The following is a 25,323-nucleotide window of genomic DNA, read 5'->3' on the forward strand; positions in this document are numbered from 1 at the left end:
AGTCTGGGTGTCATGCACGGTCAGTCACACAACCACGTGGACGTGACCAGGTGGTGACACCACGGCGACACGGGCGGGACGGCTGGGGCAAGGAACGCCGCTCACGGCCCCTCCGGCCCCCGTTCCGCCGAACGGACCCCATCACACGGCAAACTCCACTCCAACAGAAGGAAACGTGACAGACGTGGCAACGAGCGCCCCCCTTGGTAGCCAGGACACCGGGATCGTGCACGTCGTCGGCGCGCGCCCCAACTTCGTCAAGGCCGCGCCCGTCGTCTCCGCCCTGCGCGGGCGAGGGGCCCACCAAGCGGTCGTCCACACCGGGCAGCACTACGACGACCGGATGTCGGCCGTGTTCTTCCGCGACCTGGGCCTGCCCACGCCGGACGTCGACCTCGGGGTGGGATCCGGCTCGCACGCCGCGCAGACCGCCGCCCTCATGGTCGGGCTGGAGAAGGAGTTCACCGAGCGCCGGCCGGGCATGGTCGTCGTCTACGGCGACGTCAACTCCACCGTGGCCGCCGCCCTGGTCGCCGCCAAGCTGGGCGTCCCCGTCGCCCACGTGGAGGCCGGACTGCGCTCCTTCGACAACACGATGCCCGAAGAGGTCAACCGGCGCGTCACCGACCAGCTCAGCGACCTGTGCTTCGCCACCAGCCCCGAGGCCATCGGCCACCTGGCCGCCGAGGGGGTGTCGACCGACCGCGTCCACCTGGTCGGCAACCCCATGATCGACACGCTGCTGGCCAACCTCGACCGGTTCGACGCCGAGGCCCTGCGCGCGCGGCTCGACCTGCCCGAGCGCTACGTCGCCGCCACCCTGCACCGGCCCGCCAACGTCGACGACCCCGACACCGCCGCCCTGCTGGCCACGCGGCTGCACGAGATCGCCGACCAGGTCGACGTGGTCATGCCGGTCCACCCGCGCGGCAAGGCCGCCTTCGAGCGGGCCGGGCTCGGCGACCACCCGCGCGTCCACCTGCAGGAGCCCCTGGGCTACCTCGACTTCGTCGCGCTCGTCCGCGGCTCCGCGGCCGTGGTCACCGACTCCGGCGGCGTCCAGGAGGAGACCACCGTCCTCGGCGTCCCCTGCCTGACCCTGCGCCCCAACACCGAGCGGCCCGTCACCATCACGCACGGGACCAACCAGCTCGTCACCGAGGCCGACCTCCTCCAGACGGTCACCAAGGTCCTGCACGGCCAGACCCCCGAGCGCGTCGGCACCGCCCCGCCCCTGTGGGACGGGCACGCCGGCGAGCGCATCGCCACCATCCTCACCCAGTGGTCCAGGTGATCCCATGCCATGCTCCCCGCCTTCCTCCAGACCGCCGGACTCCTCCGCGGTGCGCCTCACCCTGGGCGTCCGGACCCGGCCCGGTACGCGGGCACGCCTTCCGATGCCGTCGCAGGCGCTGCCCGCGGGACCCGCGACACGCCTGACCAGGGGCATCCGGACTCTGCTGGGTACGCGCCGGGTCCACCTTCCGGTGGCGCCGCAGGTGCTGCCCGCGGGACCCGCCACGCGCCTGGCCCTGGGCATTCGGACTCTGCCGGGTACCCGCCGGGCACACCACCCGGCACCGTCGGAACCGACACACGCGACGCACGCGGCGGGTTCGCCGATCCGACCAGAACGCAAGGTGGCAGACCGTGAAACGGCGTGAACAGAGCCAGACCGAACAGCTCCGGCAGGCCCTCGCCGAGCGCGAGGCACAACTCCAGGAGGCGCGCTCGCGCCTGGCCGCCGTGGAGGGCTCCACCTCGCTGCAGGTGGGACGGGCCCTGACCGCGGCCGCCAAGCGGCCCGGCCGCTCGCTGGTGAAGCTCCCACGTGACCTCTACCGTCTCTGGCGCCGCAGCGGCACCACCCGGCACACCGAGCGGCGCCGGCCCGGAGCCGAGCCCGTGCGCTCCTTCGACGCCGAACGCCAGGAGGCCCGCCTGCTCACCGGCGTCGTGGGCGGACGCGAGGACCTGCTCGTCGTCGCCACCGTCGTCGGCCCCGCCATCCAGCAGGCCATCGACCCCTACGTGCGGACCGTGCCGCTGCGCCCCCACGACGCGCAGATCGTCATGGACGGCGTGGACGTGGACCTGGTCCTGGTCTCGTCCTCCGCGGCCGCTCCCGGCTCCCCGTGGGCCCACGTGGGCGATCCCGCCGTGGTCGACCGCACCCGGGCCCTGCACTGGGTCCTGGAGTCGGCCGCGGCCCGCGGCATCCCCGCGGTCCTGCTCGACGACGCGCCCGCCCCGCCCGCCCTGCGCGAGCTCGGCTTCGACCGGGTCCACGACGGCGACGCCGGCGTGCCCCTGCACCAGTTCAACCCGGTCGCCGCCGACCTCGTGCGCGGCCCCGAGGCGGTCTACGTCCGCTCCGGCGCGGGCGACCGCGTCCCCGACCTGCTCACCGACCTGGGCGCCGGGGTCACCGACGTCGACGCGCCCGACCTGGCCGACGCCCTGCGCGCCGCCAACGTCGCGGTCATCCCCGGCTCCGGCCCCGACCACGAGCGCGTGCGCCGGCGGGCCTGGGCCTGCGGCGCCCACGTGGTGGCGCACGCCGACCCGGCCCGGACCGGCGGCGAGGACCTGGCGGTGTCCGTCCCGCGCCTGCGCGCCGCCGTGCCCAGCTCCGCGGAGCAGCGCACCATGCTCCGCCAGGTGTTCTTCGACGCGGCCACCCCGGTGCGCCTCGCCGAGATCCTGGACGGGCTCGACCTGGCCACCGACACGCCCGGCGCCGAACTGCCGCTGCGCGGTCGCTCCGTGGCCGTCCTGGCCGACCCCGCGGGCGAGGCCGAGGCCGACCAGCTCGCCGACGACCTGCTCGGGGCCACCCTGCGCCCCACCGAGGTCGTGGTGCCCGGCGCCGCCGCCCGCCTGCCCGGCGTGCAGCGGCTGCGGGCCGAGGGCGTGACCGTGCGCTCGGCGCGCTTCAGCGCCCCGGACACCCCCGAGGAGCTCACCCGCGACGGCGACCGGCCCCGTATCGGTGCCCTCGGCACCGACGGCTGGGCCGCGCTCGCCGAACGCGCCACCGCCCCGTGGGCCTACCCGTGGACCGGGCGCGTGGGCGCGGACCGCCTCGCCGACCTGGTGTGCGCGGCCGAGTGCTCGGGCGCCGACGCCGTCGGCGCCCCCGCCTCCGACGGCACCGGGGACACCGGCGGCGACGCGCGCGGGCAGGGCTTCTTCGACCGCGCCCGCACCGGCGGCACCCAGTATGTTTTCGTGAGTGCCGTGACGCCGGAACTCGCCAGGACACCGCTGTTGCGCCGCGGCTGGAACCCGGCCGAGTGGAACCGGCGCGGCAGCCGCCTGCTGGCGCTGGGGCCGGACCACGGCACGGCACCGGGCGGCGGGGCGGACGGTTCCGCCCACAGCGCCGCCGACGCGTCGACAGGCGCGGTCGGTTGATCCCCCGTCGCACTGACCGCTCCGCGCGGGACACCCGAAAGCATCCGAAGGGAAGAACGTGAGTACACCTTCTCCGCGCGCGCTCCTGTACGGGGACGTGGACCTCAACATCATCGACGGCTCCGCGATCTGGGCGCAGTCGATGGCGCAGGCCCTGGCCGCGGCCGGATGCGAGGTGACCCTCCTGCTCAAGGCGCCGGTACGCACCGACCGGCTGGTCGCACCGCTGGCCGACGTGCCCGGCATCCGGCTGCTGCGCCCCTACGAGGACGACCTCCTGCCCGACCGGGGCCCGCGCGGGCTCACCCCGGAGCAGGCCGTCGAGCTCATCACCCGGCAGCACGAGCGCCGCCCCTTCGACCTCGTCGTGGTCCGCGGACGCCGCCTGGCGGGGCTCGCCGCCCAGGAGGAGGCCCTGGCCGGACGGCTGTGGACCTACCTCACCGACTTCCCCCACAGCGTCGGCGAACTGAGCGCCACCTCCACCGCCGAGCTCACCGAGATCGCGCTGGCCTCCCGGTTCCTGCTCTGCCAGACCGAGGAGCTGCGCGCGTTCCTGGAGTCGTCGGTGCCCGCCGCGTGCGGGCGCTCGGTGCTCTTCCCGCCAGTGGTCGTGGTGCCCGAGGGGGTGGAGGCGGACGGCCAGGTGCACGCGCGCACGCGCATCGCCTACACGGGCAAGTTCGCGCCGCGCTGGAACACGCTGGAGATGACCGAGCTGCCCGAGCGGCTCGCGCAGCTCGGTGTGGACGCCGAGATGGTGATGATCGGCGACAAGATCCACGCCGAGCCCGCTGACTGGTCCAAGCGCATGCGCCGGGCACTGGAGTCCACCGAGCACGTGGACTGGCGCGGCGGCATGGCGCGGGCCGACGCGCTCCGCCAGTCCGCCGACTGCGACTTCGGGTTGTCCTGGCGCGATCCGTCCATGGACGCGAGCCTGGAGCTGTCCACCAAGGTGCTGGAGTTGGGCGCGCTCGGCCTGCCGGTCGTGCTCAACCGCACCCCCATGCACGAGGCGCTGCTGGGCGCCGACTATCCGCTCTTCGCCGGGTCGGACATCGGCTCGGTCGCCGAGGTCGTGGCCAGGGCCTACGCCGACCGCGACCTGTACGCGCGGGCGGCGGGGCGCTGCCGCGACGCGGCGTCGGCGCACGCGCTGGAGCGGGCGGCCGAGCGGCTGCGCGGGTACCTGTCCGAGGCGCTGCCCGGCGCGCCGGACGGCGCCGACCCCGAGCGCCCGCTGAAGGTGGTCGTGGCCGGCCACGACCTCAAGTTCTTCACGCGGCTGGCGGAGTACCTGGACGCCCTGCCCGGCCTGGACGTGCGCATCGACCAGTGGGAGGGGCTCAACGCCCACGACCAGTACCGCTCGCGCGAGCTGGCGGGCTGGGCCGACGTGGTCATCTGCGAGTGGTGCGGGCCCAACGCGCTGTTCTACGCCAAGTGGAAGCGGCCCGACCAGCGGCTCATCGTCCGGCTGCACCGGTTCGAGCTGTACGCGGAGTGGCCGCGCAAGCTCGACATCGGCAAGGTCGACGCGGTGGTGTGCGTGAGCCCGCACTACGCGGAGCTGACGCGCGAGATCACGGGGTGGCCGTCCGACAAGGTCGTGGTCGTGCCGAACTGGGTGGACGACGTCCAGTTGGCGCGGCCCAAGCTGGCCGGGGCGGAGTACTCGCTGGGCATGATCGGGATCGCGCCCTCGCGCAAGCGGCTGGACCGCGGGCTGGACGTGGTCTCCGAGCTGCGGCGGATGGACCCCAGGTACACGCTCTCGGTCAAGACCAAGCAGCCGTGGGAGTACTGGTGGATCTGGAACCGGCCGGAGGAGCGCTCCTACTTCGAGCGGGTGTACCGGCGGATCCAGCGGGACGAGAAGCTCGCCTCCGGCGTGGTGTTCGACCCGTTCGGGCCGGACGTGGCCACGTGGCTGCGGCGGGTGGGCTTCATGCTCTCCACCAGTGACGACGAGTCGTTCCACCTGGCGCCGGCCGAGTGCGCGGCCTCCGGCGGGGTGCCCGCGCTGCTGCCGTGGCCGGGGGCGGACACCATCTACGACCCGCACTGGATCCACGACGACGCGGTCGCCATGGCCGAGGCGATCCACGCGACCGTGTCCGAGGGCCGCTTCCACGCCGAGGCCGAGCGGGCGCGCGCCGAGGTGACGGGCGTGTACGGGCTGGACCGGGTGCGTTCGCTGTGGAGCGACCTGGTGGTGCGCGGCAAGGTTCCGGAGGACGTGTCGGCGGCGCCCGCCGCCCGCTCCTGACACCGACCGAAGGGGGCGTTCCGGCACGACCGGAACGCCCCCTTCGGCGTGCCGTCACATTTTCCCCAAAACGGACCATGAGCCAACAAAGGGTATTCTCCCCGCCCCTTCACGGATTTCCGGTCCGCCTATCGAACAAGGCGCTGAACTGGGCCGACAGGACGGTTTTCGAACAACGTCCGAACGTCACCCCCGAAAACCCCTCCCTTGACCCCGCCATGCCCTATTCTTTTCTCGCACACACAACCCAACAAGCGGAGGCCCCGCGACGCTAGCTTGCGTCCGAGGCCGTGGCCAGCAACCTCAACCCTTGAACACAAGGAATTGCCGACATGGCTCAGTTTAGCCCTGCCGTCCTCACGAGTGCCCTCGGGTACCTCAAGGCCCTCCTCGCTCCCGCGCGCGGGCGCCACTCGGTGGCCGCCCGCCGACGCCGTTCCACCCGGGTCCGCCGCTACGCGCCCGTCCCCGCCCCCGAACTCACCCAGGCCGCCGTCCCGCGCCCAGTGCGCAGTCCGGCGCTCCGCCTGGCCCCGCCGCCCGCGCCGATCCCGGCGGAGGAGGTCGCTCTGGTGCGCGGCTACTACCGGGCCTTCGAGAGCGAACGCGACCGCGAGTGCGCCCAGGCCGACGCCCTGCGCCGCCTCGACCAGTGGACCGCCCGGCCCCCGGCCGGCGACCTGCTCGCACCGGTCCCCTCGCCCCGCCGCGCCGAGGCGGTGGCCGTCTGATGCCCGCGACCGTCACCAAGCGCCCGGCCGTCCTCTGGGAACACCGCACCTACCCGGGTGACCTCTCCCAGCTCTCCCGGGTCCGCGCCGACCTCGCCACCGACCTGGCCGGATTCGACCCCGACCTGGTCGACACCCTCCAACTCGCCACCAGCGAACTCTTCGCGAACAGCTGCAAGTACACCCGCGCCGAACCCCCGTTCAAGGAGGTCATCAGGGCCCTGTCCATGCCCGACCCGGCCACCCTGCGCGTCTCGCTCAGCGACTGCGGCGGAGGCGGCGGAGTGCCGCGCATCCCCACTGAGCGCACTGACCTCGAATGGGACTGGGCCGAATGCCAGCGCGGCCTCGTCCTCGTCGAGAACCTGTCCGCAGCCTGGGGACACTTCCGACTCGCCCCCTGGGCCGACCTCGGCACCCACGTCTGGGCCGAGTTCGCGGTGGACCCGGCCAGCGCCCCGCCCGACCTGCGCCCCTACGTCTTCACCCGCTGACCGAACCGGGCCCCGCCAGAACACCTGACGGGGCCCGCTTCCGCCGATCGGCGTCGCGAGAACGGGGTGGTCGACCCGGAGATCAGCGGTCCTCGACCGGGGAGGTGCGGCCCACGGCGACCGGTTCGGGGCGCCACAGCCCCACCGCCGCCAGGGCGCACGCCCCCGTGAGCACCCCGGTGCAGCCCAGCACCAGGACCGGGTCCAGGCCCCCGGCCCACCCGGCCAGAGGGTACGTCAGGAGGAAGCAGGCGTGGGAGAGGGAGAACTGGGCGGCGAAGACACCGGCGAGCCCGCCCTCGGGGGCGGCCTCGCGCAGCAGCCGTCCCGTGGGCGCGGACACCAGGGCGCACCCCGCGCCCAGCACCGCCCACCCCGCCCCGAGCACGGCCGGCCCAGGAGCCAGGGCCCAGCCCAGGGCCAGTGCCGCCGCTCCAGCGGTGACGACGAAGGGTCCGGTGAGCATCAGAGCGCGGGTGCCGAAGCGGTCCACCAGGGCTCCCAGCGCCAGCGCCACCGCCATGGAACCGGCGCCGAAGCAGGCCAGCGCCAACGCCACACCGGTGTCGTTCCCGCCCAGGTGGGAGCGGACGAAGACGACGGTGTCGACCAGGACCAGCGCGGTGACCGCGGCGACGGCCAGGTTCAGGGCCATCAGCGCCCGCAGGCGCCGGTCGGAGGCGAAGGCCAGCCAACTCGCCGCGGCCCGGCGCGGACTTCGCGCATCGTGGGACGCTACGGGTAGGTCGGTCGTGGCCACGAGGAGGGCGGAGGCGGCGAAGCCGAGCGCGGTCAGCGCGAACAGGCCGTCGAAGGGCAGAACGAGCAGCACGAGCGCGGCCAACAGGGGAGAGGCCAGCGCCTCCAGGTCATAGGCCAGGCGTGACAGGGCCAGCGCGCCGGTGTAGCCGCGGTCGTCGACGAGTTCGGGGATGACGGCCTGGAAGGTCGGGGTGAAAGCCGCCGAGGCGCACTGGAGCACGGCGATCAACACGTACACCTGCCACACCTGGTCCACCAGGGGCAGGCACGCCACGGCCAGGGCCCGCACCGCGTCCGAACCCACGAGCACCGCCTTGCGCGGCGCCCGGGCCAGAGCCGCGGTCAGCAGCGGACCGGCGCCCACGTACGCGAGCATTTTGATGGTCAGCGCGGTGGCCACCACCTGCCCGGCCCGGTCCGAGGCCAGGTCGTAGGCCAGCAGTGCCAGAGCGACCGTGGCCAGCCCTGTGCCCGCCAACGCGACCACCTGGGCGCAGAACAACCTGCGGTACGCGGGAAAGTCCGTCAGAACCCGCCACACCACGACCACCACCAGAGGGAGAGGAACACGACCACGACACACCATACATGTGCGTACGTATGCACATGTATGGCAGATGGCCACGCGGCATCCGTCCTAGACTGCGCACATGCGCACCAGCGACGAGCAGGCCGCCCCCAGCCGGGTCCACCCGGCTCCGCCCGAGCACGAACGGCTCGACGTGGCCGCCAAGGTGTTCGCCCTGCTCTCGGACTCCACCCGGCTGCACCTGCTGTGGACGCTGGCCGGGGGTGAGGCGGACGTCGGCCAGTTGACCGAGGCCTGCGGAGCCTCGCGCACCGCCGTCTCCCAGCACCTGGCCAAGCTGCGCCTGGCCGGGCTGGTGGAATCGCGCAAGCAGTCCCGCCACGCCATCTACCGGTTGCGGGACGGACACCTGCGCCGCCTGGTGCTGGAGGCGCTCAACCACGCCGACCACGTCGTGACGGGCGAGCCCTTCCACGACTGATCCTCGCGTCGACTCGCAGCGCCCGAGTCACAACCCGGGCACACCCCTGACAACACAGGGGCTCCGCCCTACTCTGAGAGTGCGACACACCCAGGGAAGAACGGGGCTTGGCATGACTCCGGACACCGAGACCACCGGCCAACGAGTAGCGCGGCTCCGCAAACTCCGGGGCCTCACCCAACACGGCCTCGCCGACCGCAGTCACGTGTCCCGGGGCCTCATCGCGAAGGTCGAGACCGGGGACCGTGTGGCCACACCCGCGTTCATCGCCGCAGTCTCGACCGCGCTCAACGCGGACCCCACCGAGATCAGTGGGCAGCCCTTCCGTGGCGACACCACCTCCACCGACCGAGTCCACGCAACGATCCCCGAAGTCCGGCGTGCCCTCGACGCCGTCGACGTCCCTCTGGATCTGGACATGGACCCCCGACCCGTGGCCGTGCTCGCCCGCGAGGTCGAGGCCCTCAGACTCGCCTCCAAGGACGCCAAGCACGCCCAGGTCGGCACGCGGCTTCCTGCGGTGCTCTCCGAACTCGCCGTTCACGCCCACACCGCCGACGACCCACGGGTGTGGCGATACGTCAACGCCGCCCAGGCGTTGGCCGTGTCCCTGTCCCGAAGGTTGGGATACACCGACCTCGCCAACTCCGCGATCAGGGATGCCGCCACCAGTGCGGCGAGGAGCGACGACCCCAATCTGCCCGCGCTCGCGCAGCTCTCCCGGGCGCTCATGATGATGATGTACGGCTCGTGGATGGCCGGTCTCAACCTCGTGCGCGCCGCCGCGAGCCGCATCGACCAGCACACCCCACAAGCGTTGGCTGTTCATGGCGCGCTCCAGCTCCGATCCGCCGTACTGTCCGCTCGCGGCACCCAGACGGGGACCACCACACAGTCGCAGGCGTGGGACCACCACGAGCAGGCCGTGGAGGCCGCGAAGCGGCTACCCGCCCGCATCCAGGACTGGTACGCGCTCCAGTTCAATCCGGCGAACGTCGCGATCCACGGAGCGGCGGTCGCGGTGGAGATGGGCGACTTCGACGAAGCACTGCGCCGGGACGCCGAGATCACCGCGCCCGTGCTCGCCGCCCTCCCGGCCGAGCGTCGTGCTCACCACGGCATCGACATGGCCCGCGCCTACATCGAGCTCGGGCGGCGCGACAAGGCGTTGGGAAACCTGGTGTCGGCCGAGCGGGCCGCTCCACAGATGACCCGCTACCACCTGTCCGCGCGCACTGTCGCAGCGCACCTGATCGACCACCACCGCACGATCCCCGAACCCCTGCGGGGGCTGGCACGGCGGATGCAGATCAGCTGAATCGCGTCAAGGAGCCTGGTGTCCCGACTTGGGACACCAGGCTCCGTCGCGTTCCGTAACGTCGGTCTCACCACGAGATCCTCTGAGGTGAGACATGCGGGAGCACAGTGAACCGGGCGTATCCGACGACACCCGTCGTGACAGAGGACGTGTTCTGACCCTCCCGCCACGTCGCGACGACGTGCTCTGGCGCGGGCGGACCAGCTTCCCTGGGCTCCCGAGTTCCGTCGGCGAGGCCCGCCGATGGCTCGGCCACCGGCTCGCGGCTGTGGGGATCGAGCCGCCGGGGAACCTCGGCCTGATCCTGTCCGAACTCGCGACGAACGCCGTGCACCACACGCGGAGCGGCCTTCCCGAGGGCCGGTTCGCGGTCCGGCTGCTCGTCCGCTCCGACCGCCTCCGCCTGGAGGTCCGCGACGGCGGTCCACTCGGGAACGTCCACCCCCTGCGCCGTTCCACGTCGGACCCGCTCGCCGAGCACGGGCGCGGCCTCGTTCTCGTGGACTCGTTTGCCGCCCGCTGGGGCCGCCTTCCCAACGGTCACGGCATGTACGCCGAAGTCGACCGCCGACCGGGACTCGTCACCGAGATCAGTGGCGTGGTCTCGACAACACCTTCGCGCCCTTGACCCCTGGCCGCTGGAGTCTCCCGGTCCACGGCGACCGTCCGAGCGAAGTCGTGAGAGGCGGAAGCGGGCTGTGACCCGCCTTCGACCGCTTCCCCCGCACACGGTTCGCGAGCAGCCCTCCCCAGCACGAAAGGACTCGTCCATGCCTCACCGAGGCCGTTCCGCACTCCTGGAAAGCCCTGACGGAGAGTCACGCGCTGCGATCGCCCGCATCGGCGACGCCTTCCCCCTGGACCCGTCCACAGCCATCTTCGAGGCCAGCACCGAAACCGGCAGTGGGTCGGCGACCCGCCCCTGGGGCCTGCGGTACGCCGCCATGCCCAAGGTCCGAGCCGAGGTCGTCGACGCGGTGGACCGCTGGGTCTACGACCCGGTAAGCCAGCAGGGCGTCGACCGGATCACCGGCGCGCCGTCGCTGGGCAGGCGCAGCAGCGGCACCAAGGAGACCACCGGCGACCCCGACGGCAACGGACCCACGCCCGAGGAAACGACCAACGACTGACGATCTCCTCCGCGACACGGGAGGCGGTGCTCGTCCTCACGGGTATCGAGGACGGCACCGCTGACCCGGTGATCCACCACCTCTCCCAGCGAGGCGTTCCGGTCGTCCGTATGGACCCGGGCGACTTTCCCTCCGCCATGACCGTCGAAGCCGAATTCGGCGGCGATCGTTGGCGGGGTTCGGCTCGTGAGGCCTTCCGAGGTGTCGACCTGGAATCGGTGCGCGGCGTCTACTATCGGCGGCCGTCCCAGTTCACACTCACCGCAGGCATGTCCGCCCCCGAACAGCGCTGGGCCTACAGGGAGGCCCGGATGGGGCTCGGCGGTGTCCTGTTGAGTTTGGACTGCCTCTGGATCAACCAGCCCTCGAAGATGAGCGCGGCCGAGTACTAGCCCGTCCAGCTCGCCACCGCCGCCAGATGCGGGCTGAGAGTTGCCCGAACCATCGTCACCAATGTCCCCGACCACGCCGTCGACTGGGTAGTGAACATTCCCGGCCCGATCGTGTACAAGCCGCTCGGTGGTGCACTTCACGTCGAAGAGGGCCGTACCAAGATCGTCTACGCCAACCCCGTCACGGATATCGAGGAACTGCGCGATCCCGCCCTCTCCTTGACCGCGCACTGCTTCCAACAATGGGTCGACAAAGACCACGAAGTACGCGTCACCATCGCCGGGGGCGAGCTGTTCGCCGTGGCCATCCACGCTGGATCCGAGGCCGCGCACATCGACTCGCGCAGCGACTACGGGGCCCACCGGTACGAGCTCGTCGAAACACCCGACGACGTGCGTTCGGGCCTGAAACGCTACATGAGCGCCTTCGGTCTCACCTGCGGGGTAGCCGACTTCGTCATCTCTCCCGACAGGCGCTGGACGCTGCTGGAGGTCAACCCCAACGGCGAATGGGGATGGCTCGCGCACCACTGCGACCTGCCCATCGGACAGGCCATCGCTGACCTACTGGAGCAAGGACGGGTATGACCCGCGCTGTACAGGAACGCGCGTCCGCGCTGATCGATCGCCTCGTGCAAACGGGCGCGCTGGCGCCGGCTGGCCCCCTCACCGAAGCGTTCCGCCGTGTCGACAGGGGTACGTTCGTTCCCGCCTTCGCGCTGTACGAGCACACCTCCCGGGGCACGCGATACCGCCTCGTGCGCGGCGACATCCCCGAACAGCGTGAGGAGTGGGCCTCGCACGTCTACGCCGACGAGACGCTGATCATCGAGGTCAAGGGCAAACCGGTCCGCGAAGCCCTGCCCGACTGCACGGGGAAGGGACGCTGGACCAGTTCTTCCACGATGCCCGGACTCATGGCACAGATGCTCAACGAACTCGACCTCAAAGGCACCCCCCGAGTGCTGGAGATCGGGGTCGGCTCGGGGTACAACGCCGCGATCCTGAGCGAATTCCTGGGCTCGGATCGTGTGACGAGCATCGACATCTCACCCCGCCTGGTCTCCGACGCCGCCGAGCGCCTCGCGGGGTCGGGCTACCACCCGGTCGTCGCGGAGTACGACGGCCACAAGGGCTATCCCGGCCGGGCTCCCTACGACAGGATCATCTCCACGACCGCCTTCACCCATGTTCCCCCCGCGTGGCTCGAACAGGTGGCGCCCGGCGGGCTGATCCTGGTGAACATCGCGGGCGGTACGGGCGGTGCCGTGCTCAAGCTCCAGGTGGGCGACGACGGCACGGCCGAAGGCCGGTTCCTGCCCGAGTGGGCGGGGTTCATGCCCGCCCGGAGCCACGACCCGCGCCCACGTACCTCCGTGGACGACGAGGTCACGTCCGGCGAAACCTCGTTGGACCCCGCCCGGGTTCGCGACCTCGCGTTCGCGTTCGTGGCCCAACGCGCCACGGTCGACGCCGACACCGTGCTCAGGACGGCCGACGACGGCACCGACTTCCTGTCCATGGAGGGCAGGGACGGGGCTTGGGCGGAGGTCGACATCGAACCGGCGCCGGACGGCCGCTTCCAGGTCACGCAAGGCGGACCGAGGCGCCTGTGGACGATGGTGGAGGACACCCACCGCTGGCGGGTCGAACACGGGGAACCCGAGTGGAGCGAGTTCGGAGCCACCGTGACGGCCGAGGAGCAGTTCGTCTGGCATGGTTCTCCAGTGGAAGGCCGTCGATGGCCGTTGTCCCGGTCCTAGCGAGCCGATCACGGTCGCGCGCTCGCTGTGACCGCCTCGTCCTGCGTATGGGGGAACATGACGATCGACGTGACAGTGGACGTGGGCGGGGTGGCCGACTCCCGCGAGTTGCACGTCGTCCTGAAGCGGGCGCTGGGCTTCCCGGACATGTACGGGAAGAACCTGGACGCCTTCTGGGACGCGATCACCGGGCTGGTGGAACTGCCCCGGACGCTCCGGTTCACGGGGTGGCGGCACCTGGAGGAGGTCTGTCCCCGGGAGGCCAGAGTGATCCGGGAGATGCTGGAGGAGTACCTCGCGGAGGACCCACGCGGACGCGCTCTCTTGTTCGAGGACTGACTTCGTCGATCCGTCGTGAGCGGCGGCGGGGACCGGGCGCCGGGGACGGGTCAGACGGGGCCGGTCATCTTGGTGAGGCCGCCGGCGCCCGCCGGGAGGAACAGGGCGAAGGTGGTCGGTTGGATCTGGACCAGCTCGATCCGGGCGCCCTCGGACTCGGCGATGTGCCGGGCCAGAGCCAGCCCCAGGCCGGTACCGCCGCCCCCGCTGACCTCGCGCTCGAAGATCCGGCCGGCCAGGTGCTCCGGTACGCCGTCCCCCTCGTCGCTGACCTCGATGCGCACCGACTGGCCGGTGTCCATGCGCCGGATGGTGACCGTGCCCGCGCCGTGCTTGTAGGCGTTCTCCACCAGTGTCGCCAGGATCTGCGACAGGTCGGTGGGCACCGTCATCGCGGTCAGGCCCGGGTCCCCGGTGACGAGCAGTCCGCGCTGCTCCTGCTGGAGGACGGGTGACCACTCCGCCTGGATGTGGTTGAGCACCGGATCCACCTCAACGGGTTCGACCTCGGGGTTCTGGCTCTTGCGTGCCCGCCCCAGGAGGCTCTCCACCGTCTCCACCAGCCGCTCGGTCTGGGCGAGGGCGGCCTCGCTCTCCTCCCGCACCACCTCCGGGTTCTCGGACTCGGCGATGATCTCCTCCAGCCGCATCGTGAGTGCCGTGAGCGGCGTGCGCAGCTGGTGGGAGGCGTCGGTGGCGAAGTGGCGCTCGGTGGCGATGAGCCCCGCGATGCGCTCGGCGCTGCGGTCCAGGACCTCCGCCACCCGGTCCGCCTCGGGGATCCCGTACCGGTGGCCCCACGGCGAGGCCACGCCGGAGCCCAGCCGCTCCGCGGTGGCCGCCAGGTCCACGAGCGGCAGGGTGAGCCTGCGCGCCTGGAACATGGACAGGCCCACCGCCACCCCGATGGCCAGCAGGGACAGCGACGCGATGCCCATCCAGGCCTGGATCACGCTCTGCTGGACCGAATCGGCCTCCGCCCAGACCTCCACGCGCGTCCCGTCGCTGGTGAGCGCGGTCTGGCGGAGCAGGCTGGGCGCGCCGGGCTCCTCCGGGTTGAGAGCCGGATTGCCCGCCGTCACAGTGGAGGCCTCGCCCCCGGGTGTGATGCGGATGAAACGGTCGGGGTAGGTCCGGTCGAACTCGGCCAGGTCGATCTCGCCGTGGAGTTGGAGCATGCTGTCGCTCTCGGCGCCGATGAGTTCGGCCTCGCCCTGGAGCTGGCGGTTGCTCTCGTCGTGCACGAGCTTGTACGTGAGAGCGCCCAGGGGCAGCCCGAGCAGCATGACGGTGATGACGGTCACCACGAGCGTGGAGAAGACCATCCTCCTGCGCATGTCACCTCACGTCCGTACGGCCCCTGGGTCGGCCGGCCGGTACCGAGCGCTGTGAACCCAAGGTCGAGTCAGTCCCGCTCGAAGCGGAATCCCACGCCACGAACGGTCGTGATGTACGAGGGCTGGTTGGCGTCATCGCCGAGTTTGCGGCGCAGCCAGGAGATGTGCATGTCGAGGGTCTTCGTCGAACCCCACCAGTTGGTGTCCCACACCTCGCGCATGATCTGTTCACGAGTGACCACCTTGCCCGCGTCGCGGACGAGCACCCGCAGGAGATCGAACTCCTTCGTCGTGAGTTGGAGTTCGCGCTCGCCCAGCCACGCGCGTCGCGAGTCGTTGTCGATTCGAACACCGTGCACCACCGGCACCTCCGCGCCGCCCCGGCGCAGCAGGGCCCGGACACGGGCGAGGAGTTCGGCCAGGCGGAAGGGCTTGGTGACGTAGTCGTCGGCGCCGGCGTCGAGGCCGACGACGGTGTCGACCTCGTCGGCACGGGCGGTCAGGATGAGGATCGGCGTTCCGTGACCCTCGGCTCGCAGCCGACGTGCCACCTCAAGCCCGTCCATTTCGGGCAGCCCGAGATCAAGGACCATGAGGTCGATGTCTCCCGCACGGGCACGGTCGAGTGTCTCAATGCCGTTGACGGTCACATCCACCGTATAGCCCTCGCGGCGGAGTGCGCGCGCGAGAGGCTCGGAGATCGAGACATCGTCTTCGGCCAGCAAAACGCAGGTCATGCTGTTGATCGTAGATCCCGGGTCGCGCATTTCCCTATTATGCGCGCCGGATGGCCCAAGGTTGGCCGAAAATACGTGATTCACATACCGGTCATACAGGGCAATTGGCTACCATGGACCCTTTCTTTGCGCGTTCTTGGTGCAACTGGGAGGCTTGGCTCAGTCGGGCATCCCCGAGGCGAGGAGTCGCACGTGCGTCCGCACCCAGCACCGCAGTCGAGCCGCCACGGTACGGGGATGCTCGCGGTCCTCGCCGTCATCGCGGTCCTGGGCGGCGCCGCCTTCCTGGGCGCGACCCTGACCGTGGCGCAGCGCGCGGTCCGCCTCGCCGCGGAGGGAGGCGCGCGGTCCGGCCCCACCGGGTCCGCCGCTCCGATGTCCGCCGCCGAACTGGTCGAGGTGCTGCGCGAGGACCACCCCATCGGCTCGCGGCTCGACACGACCGCGGAGTTCTGTGCCGAGCCCGGGGAGTCCGACGAGCCGGACCCCTTCCTCTGCACGTCCGCCATGGACACCGACGTCGTGCGGATCGTCGCCTTCGAGAGTGTCGGGGTCGCCGCGGAGGCGGGCCGGGCGATGCGGGAGGCCCGGTCCGGCGGCGACGCCCACGACGCCCAGGACACCCGCGAGGCCTGCCACTTCGTGCTGGTGTGGTTGACGCACCACGGCCTCGAACAGGGCGAACGCGAGGACATGGCCGCCGACGCCCGGTCCGCGGTCGGCTGCTAGGCCACGCGCGCGCTGTGTCGTAAAGTCACTATAAGATCGCTCTGTGTCACAATGGCGTGGTCGGTACTGTTTGGCGGCGTCGGCCGTCGGCGGCGTGAGGAGTGGCGATGGCCTACGAAGGCACCCTGCGGACGGTGACGGCGACACTTCTGTGCGCCCTGGCCCTGGGGGCGGCGCCCCCGGCGGCGGTCGCGCACGCGGCCGACACCCGCCAGGACGGGGCGGGCGAGAGGGAGGGCTTCTCGCCGCGCCGGTACTACACCACCTGGCGCGACAGCCGCTCCTACTGGTCCCAGGACACCCGGTACGCGACCGGTGGCTGGCTCTGGGCCGGCCGCAACGCCTTCTTCTGCCAGATCGAGGGCGAGCCCCACTCCGACGGCCAGGGGCGCATGACCACCTGGTGGGTCCTCACCGACGACAGCGTCGGCAACCTGGACGTCTTCGTCAGCGCCACCGCCCTGCGCGTGGCCGAGCCCTGGAAACCCGTCGACGGACTGCCCCGCTGCTAGCCGCGGCGGCTCAGTGCCCCGGAAGCACTGCGCCCCGGAGACGCAGAGCCCCGGACGCACCGCGGGCCGGTCACCCCTCGGGATGACCGGCCCTCCTGCGGTGCTCATGCCGGTACCGGTACGTGCCGCCCTGGCGGCACGTCCGGCTCCGTCGCCCTCCTAACGGCGGGGGACGATCTCGAACGCCTCCGGTCCGGCCAGCACGGCTCCGTCCCCGTCCAGCAGGTAGGCGGTGAACTCTCCGGTGCCCAGGCCCCGCGTGCGCACCGCGGTCCGGCCCTCGGACTTGTGCGCCTTGGCCGTGGCGAGCGGCTCGCCGTCACCGGGCGAGGTGCCCTCGGCGAACAGGGCCACCACGTTGTCGGAGTCCGGGGCGTCGGTCGAGTACCGGAAGTGCGCCGAGACGCCCTCGCGGACCGGCTCGCGCACCTGCTCCAGCGTCCCGGTCACGGGCGTGCCCGGGTCCGTCGCCTCCTCGCCCACCACGATGCGGCCGGAGCCGCCCTCGGGGTAGTCGGCGGCCGTCACACGGCCCTGCAGCGTCGTCGTCAGGAAGCTCTCCAGCGCACCCTGGTAGGTGGTGCCCACCACGGTGAAGGGAGCTCCCCGGAACGGGTACATGTCGCCGCCGCGCGCGGAGAAGTCGATCGTGGCGACCGACACGGGCGGGCCGTCCACGACCTCGCCGTCGGCCACCAGCACCGTGCCGTCGTGCAGCACCACGTTGCGCACCCGCTCGCCCGGGGTGAGGACCGTGCCCTCGGCGTCGACCTCCTGGGCGGTGCGCTCGGGGTCGTAGGCGAAGTTGACGCCGCCCACCTGCATGAAGCGGCCGTCGGCGGCCGGAGCGGCGGACACACCGTGCTCCAGCAGCTCCTTGATCTGCGTCCGGGGCAGGTCGGGGACCACCACGGTCTGGTTCGCGAAGGGCGCGATCGAGTAGGTGTCGAGCACCGTGAGCGGACCGGCCGGGATCACCGAGCCGTTGCGGATGCCACCGCCGTTCTGGATCCCGATCTGCGGTTCAGGGACGCCGTACTCCTCGGCCCGGCGCCGCCCCGTGTCCAGCAGCGCGTCGGCCATCAGGCTGCCCAGGTTGGTCTCCTGGGTGCGCACACCCGGGTCGCGGGTCCCGTCCAGGCCCACCTCGCTCTGGGCGACCTCGGTCTCGGCGAGGGAGTCCACGTGGGCGGCGACCGGCTCGGTCACCTCCGCGCGCACGGTCGCGTCCTCCTCGACGGCGTCCTCACCGGTACCCGAGACGCGCACCGCGCCGGACCGGTCGGCGACCGAGACGAGCTCGCCCGCGTCGTCGAAGTTGACGACCAGCCGGCCCACGTACTCGTAGTCGGACCCGGCGGTGACGATCGGCAGGTCGCCGCCCTCGGCGTCACTGACCACCAGCGGGTAGTGCAGCGGGTCGCCCGTGACGGGGTTCGCGGTGATCTCGTCACCGGGGACGAGCGCGTCCTCGGGCGCGGCCATGACCTCGTGCCCGCCGCCGGCGACGATGACGTCCACGTCGGTCAGCTCCTGGCCGACGCGCTGCTCGAACGCGATGCCCTGCAGGTGGGAGATCAGCACGATCTTGTCCACGCCGTCGGCGGTGAGCCGGTCGACCTCGGCCTGGACGGGTCCCACGACCTCGTCCAGCACGACGTTGCGGGGACTGGAGATGCTGGCCAGGTCCGGATAGAGGGCGCCGACGACGCCGACCCGCTCGCCGCCCGTCTCCACGACCGTGCTGGGCGCGATCCGCCCCGAGTCGGCCAGCGCGGCCAGACCCGGCTCACCGGACACGTCCACGTTGGCCGCGACCACGCGGGTGTCCCCGGTCAGGTCGCCGACGAAGCGCGCGTAGAAGTCCGGCCCGAAGTCGAACTCGTGGTTGCCCATCGCGACCGCGTCGTAGCCGATCTCGTTGGCGACGATGGCGTCGTAGAAGGGCGCGCCCTCCTCCAGCGAGGCGGCCAGCTCCGGGCCCGGCAGGTACATGTCACCCGAGTTGACCGACACCACACCGCGCTCGGCGGCCTCACCGGTCCCGCCGCCCGCGGCCTCCTCCGCGCGCAGCTGCCGGAACAGCGTGGTGTAGCGGGCGGCGCCGCCGAACCCGGCGTCGGCCGAGGCGTGCAGCAGCTGCGACTCGGGGTCGTTGCCGTGCAGGACCGTCAGAGTGAAGGCGGGATCCTCCGCCGTGTCCGCTCCGGCGGCCACCGCCGACGAGGCCACCAGGGCACCCGACAGCAGCAGGGCGCCCGAAGCGCGTACGAGTCTGGACATGCGGTGCGACTCCTTCGTCCGGGGGAATGGGGGAGTGGGGGGTGGGGTGCGTGGTACGAAAGGACTCACCATAGACGGGGGCCGGTGAGGCGGCACCGGCGCCCAGGTGACGATTCGGACAATCCGCGGTGCGCCCCGGGCGCGCCCGCCACGGGGACCGTGTCCGCCTACGATGGGAACCGAACCCCGAACGACGCCTCGGAAGGACTCTCGTGTCTCCCTTCGGACCGCAGGACCCCCACGGGGCGGGGCACGGGCTCCCCGGCTTCGGGGCCCCCTTCGACGCCCTGCGCCCTGACGCGCCGCTGCCGCGCAAGGTCGCGACCGTGCGCATGCTGATGTTCGTCGGCGGCTTCTGCGGCCTCACTTTGTCCATGCTGTTCGTCATGGGGCTGAGCGTCTCGGCCGAGGACATGGCCGAGGTGCTCCGCCAGCAGTCCGAACTGGCCGCCGAGGAGAACGTCGACCTCGCCGTCACCCCCGAGATGATGCGCTCGATGATGGGCACCCTCGCCGTGGTCACGGGCGTCTACGGCCTGCTGTCCACGTTCCTGGCGAGCCGTCTCCGCCGCCGTACGCTCGGCGCCTACTGGGGTGTGGTGGTCTTCCAGGGGGCGGCCGGCGCCCTGCTCACCTGGAACATGCTCACCGGCGACATCCTGGCCGCCGTGCCGCTCGGCTTCGCGGTGTACATGGTCATCGCGATGCTCTCCCGCGAGGGCCGCGCGCACTACGGGCTCTACTGAGGGACCGTCATCGGGGCGGTCGCGGGGGCCGGACCGCCACCGAGGTCCACCGGCGCTCCAGCAGGCCGCGCACGGTGACCCGGTCCGGGGGCGGCACGGGGGCCTTCACCCCGCCCTCGGGCCCCTCCAGCGCCAGCGCGGCGCGCAGCAGACCGGGCGCGTCCGGGCGGTCGTCGGGGTCCTTGGCCATCGCCGCCTCCACCAGTTCGTGCAGGCCCTTCGGCAGGTGCTGGAGGTCGGGCTCCTCGAACATGACCCGCCGGGCCATCTCCTTGTCGTCGGCGCGGCCGAAGGGGTCGTGCGCGACGGAGGCGAAGGCGACCGCCGCGCCCCACAGGAAGATGTCGGCCTTCTGGGTCGTGGGCTGGCGGTGGTACTGCTCGGGGCTCATCCACCCGGGCGTGCCCAGCCGGTCGCGCCGCACGCTGGGCCGCTCGTCGGAGAGCGTGTCCGGCGAGGGGAGCCGCAGGTCGCGGTAGGCCCGGCGCATCTTGCGCAGCCGGATCCACTTGGTGGGGTCGGGATCCTCGACGGGGTGCGCGATGCCGAAGTCGAGCAGTTTGGGACCCGTCGCCGAGAGCACGATGTTGCTGGGCTTGAGGTCGCGGTGGACCACCCCGGCGTCGTGGATCGCGCGCAGCGCCTCGGCGGTGCCCACGGCCAGCCCGAGGAGCATTCCGCCGCGCAGCCGGCCGAAGCGCTCCACGTGGTACCGCAGGGTGGGGCCGGGCACGTACTCCGTGATCATCCAGGGCCGCTCGGCCTCCACGTCGGCGCGCACGAAGCGGGCCACCGAGGGGCTGTTGACCTTGGCGAGCAGGCGCGCCTCGTGCGCGAACCGCTCGCGGAAGCGCCGGTCGCCCGCCTGCGCGGCGTGCACGACCTTCACCGCGAGGTAGCCGTGCACCCCGGGGGAGTCGGCCGCGTACACGGTGCCCATCCCTCCGGAGCCGACGCGGCCCACGATCCTGTGCCCGCCGACCTCGGCGGGATCGCCCGGCTCCAGTGGCTTGAGCCGGCGGACACCGCGTGCCTTCATGGGGGCTCCCGGTCGGTGGGGGACGTCTGGGGCTGGTGACGGGTGGCAGGGAGTCTACCCAGCGACCGCCGTCGCAGTCTCGCCCCGCCCCGCTCGCGCCCGTGACCCGCGCCGCACCGCGCGGGCCGTGCCCGGATGGCCGCTCCGAGGGAACGGGAATCCCGCCGCAGGCGTCGAACCGGCGTCCGGGTGGTAGACATGCAGCGAGAGCGGAAGGGCTCCGCGGGCCGGGAGGGACACCATGGAACTGCCCCTCGCCGACGGCACCACCGTCCGCGTGACCGCCGGCATGGCCAGGGCGGTACGCGAGGCCGTGTTCGTGCCCGGCTACCAGGGCCTCGTCCGCCTGCGCCGGCACACGCCCCACCAGGTGTACCGGGACCTCGCGGAACAGGGCCTGGCCACCATGGACCCGCGGATCCGGGTCGCGGTCCTGACCACGCGCGGCGCCGGGGTCCGGGAGCTCCTGGCCAGCGCGCCGGCCGCCGCCCTCGGCGGTGGGGACGAGGAGTCCGCCGCCTCCGACGACGGCCCGCCCCCGCGGCTCTCCGTCCACCCGGAGGTGGACGCCGAGCGGGCGGGGCGGCTCGCCGCCGCCGTGCGCCGCGGCTACCACCGGAACCCGCCGCCCGCGCCCCTGTGGCGGCCGCCCCCGCCGGCGCGACCGCGCCGCCCCGCCAGACCCCGGGCCACCGCGGGCTGGGTCGTCGGGACCGGCGCGCTCGGGGCGCTGGGGCTCCTGAGCCTCGCGTTCCTGCTGGGCAGCGCCGTCATGATGGTGGCCGGGTTCGTCATGATGCTCGTGCTCGGCGTCGGCGGCGGCGTGGCCATGGTGGGTTCGCTCCTCTCGGCGGAGGTCCCGCGCGCACGGCCGACGGTGCACGACGACCACGCGGCCGGGTACGCGCTCGCCGAGGACCTCAGGGACTGGTTCGTCGATCCCGACATGCTCGACGCCCCCGCGCGGGCGCTGCTCGGCCGCGCCCAGCGTGCCGTGGACTCGGTCCTGGCCTCGTCCCTGCACGACCAGGGCCTCCTGCTGGACACCGTCCGCAACCGCGTCGTGCTGTCCGACGTCGAGTGGTCGATCGCGGACCGGGTGCGCGACCACACCAGGACCCGGCGCACGATCAAGGGCATCGCGACACCGGGCGAGCACAGCCGCCGGGCCGCCGAGCGCGCCCGGGAGGTCCTCGACGAGGACGTGTCCCGGGTGACGGAGCGCGTGCGCGTCCTGGAGGACTACGCGGGAAAGGTGAGCACGGCGGAGCTCGCCGCCTACGACCGCCGGGCCGCCGCCCGCCTGGACGCCCTCACCCTGGCGGCCGGAGTCGACCACCGGCAGCAGGACGAGGCCCTGTCGTCGCTGGTCGAGGCGCAGCGGCTCGCCCTGCGCGTCGCCGAGCTGAGCACAGGACCGGAGCCCTTGGAGGGCGGGGCCTGAAGGACGCCGTCCACAGGTACCGCCGGACCGATACCGATCGTCGTCGGCCTCTGGCAGTCTCGAAGGTGGAAGGAGGCCCCATGACACCGGAACAGATCATCGACGCGGCCCTGTGGTTCCCCGAGGCCACCGAGAGCGAGCCCTTCGGCCCCGGCGCACTGGTCTACAAGGTGTCGGGCCAGAAGCTGTTCGCGCTGCTCCTCGGCGGAAGCGGTGACGGTCCCGCCACGGTCAACCTCAAGTGCGACCCCGAACTGGCGCTGGAGCTGCGCCACCAGTTCGCGGCCGTCACCCCCGGCTACCACATGAACAAACGGCACTGGAACTCCGTGCTCCTGGACGGCACGGTGCCCGACGACGAGGTCCTGGAGATGCTCAGACACTCCTACGTCCTGGTGGCCCGGAGCCTGCGCCGGGCCGACCGCGACCGCGTGCTCGCCGTCCTGGGGGAGGACGCACCCGAACTCGGAACGGCGTCCGCCCGGACCTGAGCGGACCGGCGGAGAGGGTGCGCCCCGGCGGACGGCGAGCGAAGGGCGGCGGCGCTCGGCGGACCGGGGCAAGGAGGGGCACACGCCCCCGCGGCGGGGAGGAGGACCCGTGACCGGAAGCGTCACCAAGGCGGCCGTGGTCCAGGGCGTCCTGGAACGGATCACCTACGCCAACGAGGACACCGGCTACACCGTGGCCAAGGTCGACACCGGGCGGGGCGCGAACGACCTGCTCACCGTGGTCGGCGCCCTGGCGGGGGTCCAGCCCGGCGAGGCCCTGCGCATGCGCGGCCGGTGGGGCTCCCACCCGCAGTACGGCCGCCAGTTCCAGGTGGACGACTACACCACCGTCCTGCCCGCCACCGTTCAGGGGATCCGCCGCTACCTCGGCTCCGGCCTGATCAAGGGCATCGGCCCCAAGATGGCCGAACGCATCGTCGACCACTTCGGCACCGACGCCCTCGACGTCATCGAGGACGCGCCCGACCGGCTCATCGAGGTACCGGGGCTGGGGCCCAAGCGCACCCGGCTGATCGCCGACGCCTGGGAGGAGCAGAAGGCGATCAAGGAGGTCATGGTCTTCCTCCAGGGGGTCGAGGTGACCACGTCCCTGGCCGTGCGCATCTACAAGAAGTACGGCGACGCGTCCATCAACGTCGTGCAGAAGGAGCCCTACCGCCTGGCCACGGACGTGTGGGGGATCGGCTTCAAGACCGCCGACACCATCGCGCAGGCGGTCGGCATCCCGCACGACAGCCCGCAGCGGGTGATGGCGGGGATCCAGTTCACCCTCTCGGAGTCCACCGGCGACGGCCACTGCTACCTGCCGGAGGAGCGGCTCATCTCCGCCGCGGTGAAGATCCTCGGTGTGGAGGCGGGGCTGGTCATCGAGTGCGTGGCCGAGCTGGTGGCCACCGAGGGCGTGGTCCGCGAGACCGTGCCCGGGCCCGAGGGCGAGCCGGTGCGCGCGGTGTACCTGCTGCCCTTCCACCGCGCCGAGATCGGCCTCTCCGCCGGGCTGCGCACCCTCCTGAACGCGCCCGTGGACCGGCTCCCCGCCTTCGCCGGGGTCGACTGGGACGTGGCCCTGGAGTGGCTGCGCGGCCGCACCCGCGCCGACCTCGCCGAGGCCCAGCGCGAGGCCGTCCGCACGGCGCTCACCCGCCGGGTGTGCGTGCTGACCGGAGGGCCCGGCTGCGGCAAGTCGTTCACGGTCGCCTCGATCGTCACCCTGGCCCGGGCCAAGCACGCCAAGGTCGTCCTGGCCGCGCCCACCGGCAGGGCGGCCAAGCGCCTCACCGAGTTGACCGGGGTGGACGCCCTCACCGTGCACCGACTGCTGGAGCTGCGCCCGGGAGGAGAGGCCGCCTACGACCGCGACCACCCGCTCGACTGCGACCTCCTGGTGGTCGACGAGGCCTCGATGCTCGACCTCATCCTGGCCAACAAGCTGGTCAAGGCCGTGCCGCCGGGCGCGCACCTGTTGTTCGTCGGGGACGTCGACCAGCTGCCCTCGGTGGGCGCCGGCCAGGTCCTGCGCGACCTGCTCGACGACGGGTCGCCGATCCCGAGCGTGCGGCTGACCCACGTCTTCCGGCAGGCCCAGCAGTCGGGCGTGGTCAGCAACGCCCACCGGGTCAACACCGGCGAGCCGCCCCTCGTCCAGGGCCTGGACGACTTCTTCCTCTTCCCGTGCGAGGACGCCGAGAGCGCGGCCGAGGTCACCGTCGACGTGGTCGCGCGCCGCATCCCGCGCCGCTTCGGCCTCGACCCGCGCCGGGACGTCCAGGTGCTGGCCCCGATGAAGGGCGGCCCCGCCGGAGCCGCCGGGCTCAACACGGCCCTGCAGGCCGCCGTCACGCCCGCCGCCGAGGACGTGCCGGAGAAGCGCTTCGGCGGCCGTGTGTTCCGCGTGGGCGACAAGGTCACGCAGATCAGGAACAACTACGACAAGGGCCGCAACGGGGTGTTCAACGGGACCATGGGCGTGGTGACCGGGATCGACACCGTCGCGCAGGAGGTCGGCGTGCGCACCGACGAGGACGAGGACGTCGCCTACGACTTCGCCGAACTCGACGAACTCACCCACGCCTACGCCATCACCGTGCACCGCTCCCAGGGCAGCGAGTACCCGGCGGTCGTCATCCCCGTCACCACCAGCGCGTGGATGATGCTCCAGCGCAACCTGCTCTACACCGCCATCACCAGGGCGAAGAGACTCGTGGTCCTGGTCGGCTCGCGCCGCGCCATCGCGCAGGCGGTCCGCAACGCCTCCTCCGGGCGCCGGCACACCGCCCTGGCGCACCGGCTGAGCACGGCGGACGACGGCGTCTGAACCGGGGCCGGGCCCGCACGGTGACATCCGGTCGAACCCTCG

At 72.3% G+C, this 25,323-nt stretch carries 24 protein-coding genes; 19 read left to right on the top strand and 5 right to left on the bottom strand.

Annotated elements, in window-relative coordinates; translation table 11 throughout:
* The first annotated feature begins 184 nt into the window (after positions 1–184).
* The 5 genes from wecB to HNR10_RS21225 all read left to right on the top strand — a co-directional run bounded on the left by wecB (position 185) and on the right by HNR10_RS21225 (position 6,914).
* Positions 185–1,294 (top strand): non-hydrolyzing UDP-N-acetylglucosamine 2-epimerase, encoded by a 1,110-nt coding sequence (wecB, locus tag HNR10_RS21205; RefSeq protein ID WP_179826235.1) that lies wholly within the window; start codon positions 185–187, stop codon positions 1,292–1,294.
* A 356-nt stretch (positions 1,295–1,650) separates the two neighbouring features.
* The gene (locus tag HNR10_RS21210) at positions 1,651–3,417 is read left to right on the top strand and encodes a hypothetical protein (protein ID WP_179826238.1); all 1,767 of its coding nucleotides are present in this window, start codon (positions 1,651–1,653) and stop codon (positions 3,415–3,417) included.
* Positions 3,418–3,502: 85 nt separating this feature from the next.
* Positions 3,503–5,689: a glycosyltransferase gene (locus HNR10_RS21215; RefSeq protein ID WP_179829872.1), complete on the top strand. Its 2,187-nt coding sequence runs from the start codon at positions 3,503–3,505 to the stop codon at positions 5,687–5,689.
* A 332-nt stretch (positions 5,690–6,021) separates the two neighbouring features.
* Positions 6,022–6,420 carry a hypothetical protein gene (locus tag HNR10_RS21220; RefSeq protein WP_179826240.1) on the top strand — a complete coding sequence of 133 codons (399 nt, stop codon included), beginning with the start codon at positions 6,022–6,024 and terminating at the stop codon, positions 6,418–6,420.
* A complete protein-coding gene (locus tag HNR10_RS21225; protein WP_179826242.1) occupies positions 6,420–6,914 on the top strand; it encodes an ATP-binding protein in 495 nt (164 codons plus the stop codon). The genes HNR10_RS21220 and HNR10_RS21225 overlap by 1 nt, the downstream gene beginning before the upstream one ends.
* 82 nt (positions 6,915–6,996) lie before the next feature.
* On the opposite strand, the gene HNR10_RS21230 is transcribed toward HNR10_RS21225, so the two are convergent.
* Complete coding sequence (locus HNR10_RS21230; RefSeq protein WP_312889364.1) at positions 6,997–8,229, bottom strand: MFS transporter; 1,233 nt, start codon at positions 8,227–8,229, stop codon at positions 6,997–6,999.
* A gap of 97 nt (positions 8,230–8,326) precedes the next feature.
* Between HNR10_RS21230 and HNR10_RS21235 the strand changes: the two genes are divergently transcribed.
* The 8 genes from HNR10_RS21235 to HNR10_RS21265 all read left to right on the top strand — a co-directional run bounded on the left by HNR10_RS21235 (position 8,327) and on the right by HNR10_RS21265 (position 13,628).
* Positions 8,327–8,686: an ArsR/SmtB family transcription factor gene (locus tag HNR10_RS21235; RefSeq protein WP_179826245.1), complete on the top strand. Its 360-nt coding sequence runs from the start codon at positions 8,327–8,329 to the stop codon at positions 8,684–8,686.
* 112 nt (positions 8,687–8,798) lie between these two features.
* On the top strand, positions 8,799–10,004 hold the full coding sequence (locus tag HNR10_RS21240; RefSeq protein WP_179826246.1) for a helix-turn-helix domain-containing protein: 1,206 nt from the start codon (positions 8,799–8,801) through the stop codon (positions 10,002–10,004).
* Positions 10,005–10,098: 94 nt separating this feature from the next.
* Positions 10,099–10,632 carry an ATP-binding protein gene (locus HNR10_RS21245; RefSeq protein ID WP_179826247.1) on the top strand — a complete coding sequence of 178 codons (534 nt, stop codon included), beginning with the start codon at positions 10,099–10,101 and terminating at the stop codon, positions 10,630–10,632.
* A gap of 142 nt (positions 10,633–10,774) precedes the next feature.
* Positions 10,775–11,134, top strand: a complete 360-nt coding sequence (gene tgmA / locus HNR10_RS21250; protein ID WP_179826249.1) for a putative ATP-grasp-modified RiPP — start codon at positions 10,775–10,777, stop codon at positions 11,132–11,134.
* Between the two features lie 26 nt (positions 11,135–11,160).
* Positions 11,161–11,526, top strand: coding sequence for an MvdC/MvdD family ATP grasp protein (locus tag HNR10_RS31365; RefSeq protein ID WP_246406343.1), 366 nt, complete (start codon positions 11,161–11,163; stop codon positions 11,524–11,526).
* Positions 11,527–11,637: 111 nt separating this feature from the next.
* Positions 11,638–12,114, top strand: coding sequence for a hypothetical protein (locus HNR10_RS31370; protein WP_246406345.1), 477 nt, complete (start codon positions 11,638–11,640; stop codon positions 12,112–12,114).
* Positions 12,111–13,289 carry an ATP-grasp peptide maturase system methyltransferase gene (gene tgmC, locus HNR10_RS21260; RefSeq protein ID WP_179826250.1) on the top strand — a complete coding sequence of 393 codons (1,179 nt, stop codon included), beginning with the start codon at positions 12,111–12,113 and terminating at the stop codon, positions 13,287–13,289. Before HNR10_RS31370 ends, tgmC begins: the two co-directional genes overlap by 4 nt.
* 57 nt (positions 13,290–13,346) lie before the next feature.
* The gene (locus tag HNR10_RS21265) at positions 13,347–13,628 is read left to right on the top strand and encodes a barstar family protein (protein WP_179826252.1); all 282 of its coding nucleotides are present in this window, start codon (positions 13,347–13,349) and stop codon (positions 13,626–13,628) included.
* A 50-nt stretch (positions 13,629–13,678) separates the two neighbouring features.
* On the opposite strand, the gene HNR10_RS21270 is transcribed toward HNR10_RS21265, so the two are convergent.
* Together HNR10_RS21270 and HNR10_RS21275 are read right to left on the bottom strand one after the other, a co-directional pair.
* Positions 13,679–14,965 (bottom strand): sensor histidine kinase, encoded by a 1,287-nt coding sequence (locus tag HNR10_RS21270; protein ID WP_179826254.1) that lies wholly within the window; start codon positions 14,963–14,965, stop codon positions 13,679–13,681.
* Between the two features lie 68 nt (positions 14,966–15,033).
* Complete coding sequence (locus HNR10_RS21275; protein WP_017570862.1) at positions 15,034–15,702, bottom strand: response regulator transcription factor; 669 nt, start codon at positions 15,700–15,702, stop codon at positions 15,034–15,036.
* A 192-nt stretch (positions 15,703–15,894) separates the two neighbouring features.
* On the opposite strand from HNR10_RS21275, the gene HNR10_RS21280 reads away from it, so the two are divergent.
* Positions 15,895–16,431 (top strand): hypothetical protein, encoded by a 537-nt coding sequence (locus HNR10_RS21280; RefSeq protein ID WP_179826256.1) that lies wholly within the window; start codon positions 15,895–15,897, stop codon positions 16,429–16,431.
* Between the two features lie 107 nt (positions 16,432–16,538).
* The gene (locus HNR10_RS21285) at positions 16,539–16,943 is read left to right on the top strand and encodes a hypothetical protein (protein ID WP_179826258.1); all 405 of its coding nucleotides are present in this window, start codon (positions 16,539–16,541) and stop codon (positions 16,941–16,943) included.
* A 159-nt stretch (positions 16,944–17,102) separates the two neighbouring features.
* Here the strand turns inward: HNR10_RS21285 and HNR10_RS21290 are convergent, their stop codons facing one another.
* Complete coding sequence (locus tag HNR10_RS21290) at positions 17,103–19,226, bottom strand: bifunctional metallophosphatase/5'-nucleotidase (protein WP_179826260.1); 2,124 nt, start codon at positions 19,224–19,226, stop codon at positions 17,103–17,105.
* Between the two features lie 212 nt (positions 19,227–19,438).
* Between HNR10_RS21290 and HNR10_RS21295 the strand changes: the two genes are divergently transcribed.
* Positions 19,439–19,972: a hypothetical protein gene (locus tag HNR10_RS21295; protein ID WP_179826262.1), complete on the top strand. Its 534-nt coding sequence runs from the start codon at positions 19,439–19,441 to the stop codon at positions 19,970–19,972.
* Positions 19,973–19,979: 7 nt separating this feature from the next.
* Here the strand turns inward: HNR10_RS21295 and HNR10_RS21300 are convergent, their stop codons facing one another.
* The gene (locus tag HNR10_RS21300; protein WP_179826264.1) at positions 19,980–21,011 is read right to left on the bottom strand and encodes a serine/threonine-protein kinase; all 1,032 of its coding nucleotides are present in this window, start codon (positions 21,009–21,011) and stop codon (positions 19,980–19,982) included.
* Between the two features lie 241 nt (positions 21,012–21,252).
* On the opposite strand from HNR10_RS21300, the gene HNR10_RS21305 reads away from it, so the two are divergent.
* The 3 genes from HNR10_RS21305 (at position 21,253) to recD2 (ending at position 25,281) form a co-directional block, all read left to right on the top strand.
* Complete coding sequence (locus tag HNR10_RS21305; protein ID WP_179826266.1) at positions 21,253–22,455, top strand: hypothetical protein; 1,203 nt, start codon at positions 21,253–21,255, stop codon at positions 22,453–22,455.
* Positions 22,456–22,535: 80 nt separating this feature from the next.
* Positions 22,536–22,946 carry an MmcQ/YjbR family DNA-binding protein gene (locus HNR10_RS21310; RefSeq protein ID WP_179826268.1) on the top strand — a complete coding sequence of 137 codons (411 nt, stop codon included), beginning with the start codon at positions 22,536–22,538 and terminating at the stop codon, positions 22,944–22,946.
* Between the two features lie 109 nt (positions 22,947–23,055).
* Positions 23,056–25,281: an SF1B family DNA helicase RecD2 gene (recD2, locus tag HNR10_RS21315; RefSeq protein ID WP_312889365.1), complete on the top strand. Its 2,226-nt coding sequence runs from the start codon at positions 23,056–23,058 to the stop codon at positions 25,279–25,281.
* Positions 25,282–25,323: the final 42 nt, after the last annotated feature.

It is taken from the genome of Nocardiopsis aegyptia, from assembly GCF_013410755.1.
GTDB classification, from domain to species: domain Bacteria; phylum Actinomycetota; class Actinomycetes; order Streptosporangiales; family Streptosporangiaceae; genus Nocardiopsis; species Nocardiopsis aegyptia.